Below are 5387 nucleotides of genomic sequence, written 5' to 3'. Positions count from 1 at the left end.
GGCGGCCGCGGCACGTTGTGGGGTCCGGTGCTCGGTGCGTTCATTCTGGTGCCTGCGCAGCAATACCTTGCGTATCAGTACGGCGCGACGCAGCTTTACCTGATCGCGTACGCGGCGGTGTTTCTGCTCATCATGCTGCTATTGCCGCGCGGGATTCTGCCCTCAGTCGGACACTTGATGCGGCGCAGGCGGGTAGTGACGGAGCGCGCATCGGAGGAGCCGGATCAGGATGCTGCCACTACCGGGATCGGTGCTGACGGCGGGGTGATGGTCCGGTGACGACGCTGCTGGAGGTTGAGCGCCTCACCAAACGCTTCGGCGGCGTGACCGCGGTGGACGATTGCTCATTCGCTGTTGAGCAGGGCACCATCACCGGACTGATCGGTCCCAACGGATCCGGCAAGACCACGGTATTCAACCTGATCACCGGATATCTGCGCGCGGACTCGGGCCGCATCCTGTTCTCCGGGCGCCCGTTGACGAAGTCCGATCCGGCGGCGCTGTACCGAGCCGGATTGTCGCGCACGTTCCAGCAGGCGCGGATCTTCCCTCGGCTGTGCGCGCTAGACAACCTGATCGTGGCCGCCGGTCACTCATGGCACTCGCTGTTCGCGCGGCGTCGTGGCCGCGACGATTCGCGTCGGGCCCGCGAGCTGCTTGACGAGTTCGGCCTCGCGGCGCATGCCGAGCATCCGGCCGGCGAGCTCTCCTATGGCCAGCGCAAGCTTTTGGAGTTCGCCTCGGTGCTGATGAGCGAGCCGAGGCTGGTCCTGCTCGACGAACCGACCGCGGGCGTCAATCCGACGCTGGTCGAGACGATGGAGCGGCACATCAGGCGCCGGCACGCCGCCGGATTCAGCTTCCTGATCGTGGAGCACGACATGAGCCTGGTCATGCGGCTGTGCGATCCGGTGATCGTGCTGGACCGCGGTACCCGCATCGCGGCCGGTTCGCCTGACGCGGTGCGCGCGGATCCCGCCGTCCTCGACGCCTATCTGGGCCAGTGACATGACTGCCGACACGGATGTGCACGCAGGCGCGGCGCCGCTGCTCGCGCTCGACGCAGTGGTTGCCGGGTACGGCGCGGGTGACATTCTGCGCGGAGTGGATCTGGCGGTTGCGGCTGGCGAGGTGGTCTGCCTCATCGGGCCGAACGGGGCCGGTAAATCCACCGTGCTCAAAACGATCAGTGGTCTGATACGGCCGCGGCGGGGCAGGGTACTGCTGGATGGCGAGCCGATCGACCGGCTCTCGCCGCGCGAGCGGTTGGCCCGCGCGGTGGTGCACGTCCCGCAGGAACGCAGCCTGTTTCCCGCCATGACGGTCTGGGAGAACCTGCTGATGGGCGGCTACGTCCTACGTGACCGCGCGCAGCTTCGGCGGCGCGCGGAGCGGTGCGCCGAGCAGTTCCCGATCGTGGCGCAGCGCCGGCGTGAGCCGGCCGGATCGCTGTCCGGGGGCGAGCAGAAGCAGGTGGAGCTGGCTCGCTCGCTGATGCTCGAGCCGCGGCTGATCCTGCTCGACGAACCCTCGATCGGCCTGGAACCGCGAGCGCGGCGCGCTGTCTTCGACTCCATTGCCGGCTTGGCCGCGGCTGGACGCGCCGTGCTGCTGGTCGAGCAGAACGCGCGCAGCGGTCTCGCGATCGCTCACCGCGGCGCGGTGCTGGAATCCGGGCGGGTGCGGTTGACCGGTACCGGCGCGGGCCTGCTGGCGGACCCTCAAGTCGCGCAGCTGTACCTCGGCGGTATGGCACAGGTCCCGGAAACGAAGGATGCGGGCGCGAGCGCTAGCGCTAGCGCAGCAACGAGCACGACGAGCACGACAACGGAGGTGCCGCGGTGACCGACACAGGCTTTCCAGATGGCGAGGCAGCGGTTCCCGGTGCGCCGCGCCCACGGCGGCTGGGCTGGATCGGGACCGGCCGGATGGGCAGCGCACTGGCTGGCCGGCTGCTCGACGCAGGGCACGAACTCACCGTGTACAACCGCACCCGGGCCAAGACCGAACCACTTGCCGAGCGCGGCGCGAGAGTCGTGGACGCGGTCGCGGACCTCGCGGGCTTGGACGTGGTCTTCACTACCGTCTCGGCCTCGGCCGACCTGGCGGACGTGGTCCTCGGCGAGCGCGGGCTGCTCAGCCGCGCCGACGTCGCGCCGGGCGTGATCGTGGATTCCTCCACCGTCTCGGCGGAGGTTTCCGCGCAGGTACGGTCCGCCGCGGCGCTACGCGGAACCGCGCTGATCGCCGCACCGGTCAGCGGTAACGGTAACGCGGCCGCGGCGGGCCGGCTCTCGGTGGTGGCCTCCGGGCCGCCCGAGGCGTTCGAGCGGGTGCGGCCATATCTGGAGGTCTTCGGCCGGTCGGTGACATACGCGGGAGAAGGCGAGACGGCGCGGCTGGTGAAGCTCGCGCACAACGTATTCCTCGGTGTCGTCACCCAGGCGCTCGCGGAGGTAACCGTGCTGGCGGAGAAGGGTGGAGTGCCGCGCGCCGCATTCCTGGATTTCCTCAATCACAGTGTGCTCGGGTCCACGTTCACCCGATATAAGACTCCTGCGTTTGTCCGTCTCGATCTGACGCCGACGTTCACGCCGGTGTTGCTGCGTAAGGACTTCGACCTCGGCCTTGAGGCGGCGCGACGCCTGGAGGTGCCGATGCCGGTGGCCGCCCTGACCTATCAGTTGGTGCAGGCTCTGATCGGACGCGGGCACGCCGACAAGGATTTCGCCGCGTTGCTTCCGGAACAGGCAGCGGCTTCGGGGCTGAGGCTGGTGCCTGAGAACGTGGCGGTGGATGACGGGCTTTCGCTCGCCGAGGAACCGCGATGACTGCGCCGCAGTTGCTGCCCGCACCGGGTCGGATGGCAGTGGACTTCGAGACCCGGGTGGATTTCGACCGGCTGCGCGCCTATCGGCTGGCCCGGGCCAGGGCCGCGCTGGACGCCTCCGAACTGGGTGCGCTGCTCGTGTTCGACGTCAACAACATCAGGTATCTGACGAGCACGATGATCGGCGAGTGGGCGCGCGACAAGGTGGCTCGATACGCGCTCCTCACCCGCACCGGCGAGCCGGTGCTCTGGGATTTCGGCTCGGCCGCCAAGCATCACCGGATCTACGCACCCTGGCTCGACCCGGCTAACAGCCGCGCTGGAATGCTCGGGCTTCGCGGTTCGGTGGCCCCGGACGCGGGACTGATCGCCAGCGCGGTAGCCGAGACCCGCGCCTTGCTGACCGAGCAGGGCGTCGCGGACATGCCCCTGGGCGTGGACATCGCGGAACTGCCGATGGTGCTGGAGCTTCAGCGGGTCGGCTTGGAAGTACGTGACGTCCAGCAAGTCATGCTCGACGCGCGGGAGATCAAGTCCGCGGACGAGATCATGCTGCTGACTCAGGCTGCCGCGATGGTTGATGGGGTCTACCAGACCATCGCGGACGCGTTAAAGCCCGGCATCCGCGAGAACGAGATCGTCGCACTGGCCAACAAGCGCCTCTATGAGATGGGCTCGGACGACGTCGAGGCGATCAACGCGGTCTCCGGTGAGCGCTGCAGCCCGCATCCGCACAACTTCTCCGACCGGCTGATCCGGCCCGGGGATCAGGCGTTCTTCGACATCATCCAGTCCTTCAACGGATACCGGACCTGCTACTACCGCACCTTCAACGTCGGCAGCTGCACTCCGGTACAGCGCGACGCGTACCAGAAGGCCCGCGAATGGATCGACGCCGCGATCGCGCTCGTACGTCCGGGGGCGTCCACCGACGAGATCGCGCGGGCGTGGCCGACCGCGCCGCAGTTCGGCTTTGCCGATGAGATGGAGGCCTTCGGCCTTCAGTTCGGCCACGGCCTCGGCCTGGCCCTGCACGAGCGCCCGATCATCAGCAGGCTGAATTCGCTGGAGCATCCGGTGGAGCTGAAGGCGGGGATGGTCTTCGCGCTGGAGACCTACTGCCCGGCCGCGGACGGTTTCTCGGCCGCGCGGATCGAGGAGGAAATCGTGGTGACCGCCGACGGGCCGCGGGTGATCACCCTGTTCCCGGCGCGGGACCTGTTCGTCGCCAACCCCTACTAAGCACCAGGGACTGTGCACAATGAACACCGGCCGCATCATGAACACCGACACTCACCCTGATATCGACAACGGCGCCGGCACCGCCGCGCCGTCGGAGCCCGACCTGCGCACCCGTCTTGCGCTTTACCGCTGCCAGGTGGAGATCCGCCAGTTCGAGAAGCGGGCCTACGACCTGTTCCTGCAGAACCTGGTGAAGGGCACCAGCCATCTGTCCTTGGGCCAGGAGGCGATCGCGGCCGGCTTCGGCGCGGCGATGCTCCCCGACGACTACACCTTCGCCACCTACCGCGGACACGCGCACACACTCGCGCGCGGTGTACCGATGGCGCCGGTGATGGCGGAACTACTCGGCCGTGCCAATGGTCTGATGGCGGGCAAGGGCGGGTCGATGCATCTGACCAGCGTCGAGCACGGAATGATGGGCTCGTACGCGATCGTCGGCGCGCACCTGACCATCGCCAACGGCGCCGCGTGGTCGGCGCAGTACCGCGGTTCGGGTCAGGTCGCAGTGTGCTTCTTCGGCGACGGAACCACCAACATCGGCGCCTTTCACGAGGCGCTGAACTACGCGGCCGTCTACAAGCTGCCGGTGGTGTTCGTTTGCGAGAACAACCTCTACATGGAGTACACACCGATCGCCTCGGTGACGGCTGTGCGCCGGCCCGCCGCCGATCGCGCCGCCGCGTACGGGCTGGAGCCGATCGCTCTCGATGGCAACGACGCGGACGTGATGTATCACGCGGCTTGCGCGGCGTTGGAGCGTGCCAGAGCCGGCGACGGCCCGACCCTGATCGAGGCGCTGACGTACCGGCACGGCGGACATTCGCGTGCTGATCCGGCCAAGTACCGGCCTGCGGCGGAGGTCGAGCGCTGGCTGACCCGCGACCCGGTGGCGCTTTATCGGCGGCGGCTGCTCGACATCGGCGTCGCAGAGGTCGAACTCGCTGCGATCGAGGCGGCGGCGCGGGCCGCGGTGGACGAGGCCGAGCGGCAGGCCAAGGCAGGCCCAACACCGGATCCCGAGTTGCTGCTGGCCGATCTGTGGGCCGACGGAGGTTCGTCATGGCGCAACTGAGCTACCGCGACGCGGTCTCGCGGGCCATCGCCCAGGAGATGCGCCGGGATCAGCGAGTGGTCTTCCTCGGTGAGTACGTCGCGGCGGCCGGCGGGGTCTTCAAGGCCACCCCGGGGCTGCTCGCCGAGTTCGGACCGGCCCGGGTGCGTGACACCCCGATCAGTGAGCAAGCCATTCTCGGCGCGGCGATGGGTGCGGCGATGACCGGGCTGCGTCCGATCGCGGAGATCATGTTCAGCG

The 5387-nt window shown here is 68.4% G+C and carries 5 protein-coding genes and 2 pseudogenes; all 7 read left to right on the top strand.

What is annotated here, in order from left to right; all coding sequences use genetic code 11:
• Positions 1–279 (top strand): annotated as a pseudogene (locus VN779_RS10825) (branched-chain amino acid ABC transporter substrate-binding protein); the annotation flags it as partial.
• Entirely contained in the window at positions 276–1007 is a 732-nt protein-coding gene (locus VN779_RS10820; RefSeq protein WP_325722335.1) for an ABC transporter ATP-binding protein, read from the top strand. The pseudogene VN779_RS10825 and the gene VN779_RS10820, both read left to right, overlap by 4 nt.
• 1 nt (position 1008) lies before the next feature.
• On the top strand, positions 1009–1845 hold the full coding sequence (locus tag VN779_RS10815) for an ABC transporter ATP-binding protein (RefSeq protein ID WP_325722334.1): 837 nt from the start codon (positions 1009–1011) through the stop codon (positions 1843–1845).
• Positions 1842–2831: an NAD(P)-dependent oxidoreductase gene (locus VN779_RS10810; RefSeq protein WP_325722333.1), complete on the top strand. Its 990-nt coding sequence runs from the start codon at positions 1842–1844 to the stop codon at positions 2829–2831. Before VN779_RS10815 ends, VN779_RS10810 begins: the two co-directional genes overlap by 4 nt.
• Complete coding sequence (locus VN779_RS10805) at positions 2828–4072, top strand: Xaa-Pro peptidase family protein (RefSeq protein ID WP_325722332.1); 1245 nt, start codon at positions 2828–2830, stop codon at positions 4070–4072. The genes VN779_RS10810 and VN779_RS10805 overlap by 4 nt, the downstream gene beginning before the upstream one ends.
• Before the next feature lie 37 nt (positions 4073–4109).
• Entirely contained in the window at positions 4110–5147 is a 1038-nt protein-coding gene (locus tag VN779_RS10800) for a thiamine pyrophosphate-dependent dehydrogenase E1 component subunit alpha (protein WP_325722331.1), read from the top strand.
• Positions 5135–5387, top strand: a pseudogene (locus VN779_RS10795) (alpha-ketoacid dehydrogenase subunit beta); the annotation flags it as partial. The gene VN779_RS10800 and the pseudogene VN779_RS10795, both read left to right, overlap by 13 nt.

The sequence above is a fragment of the Actinocrinis sp. genome (assembly GCF_035605935.1).
Classification (GTDB): domain Bacteria; phylum Actinomycetota; class Actinomycetes; order Streptomycetales; family Catenulisporaceae; genus Actinocrinis.
Note: the sequence above shows the minus strand (reverse complement) of the source record. Positions and strands in the feature narration are given on the sequence as shown.

Bases quoted from the DNA above. Each gene is read 5' to 3' on its own strand.
- VN779_RS10800 (WP_325722331.1), top strand. From the start codon at position 4,110: ATGAACACCGACACTCACCCTGATATCGACAACGGCGCCGGCACCGCC.
- VN779_RS10815 (WP_325722334.1), top strand. From the start codon at position 1,009: ATGACTGCCGACACGGATGTGCACGCAGGCGCGGCGCCGCTGCTCGCG.
- VN779_RS10805 (WP_325722332.1), top strand. From the start codon at position 2,828: ATGACTGCGCCGCAGTTGCTGCCCGCACCGGGTCGGATGGCAGTGGAC.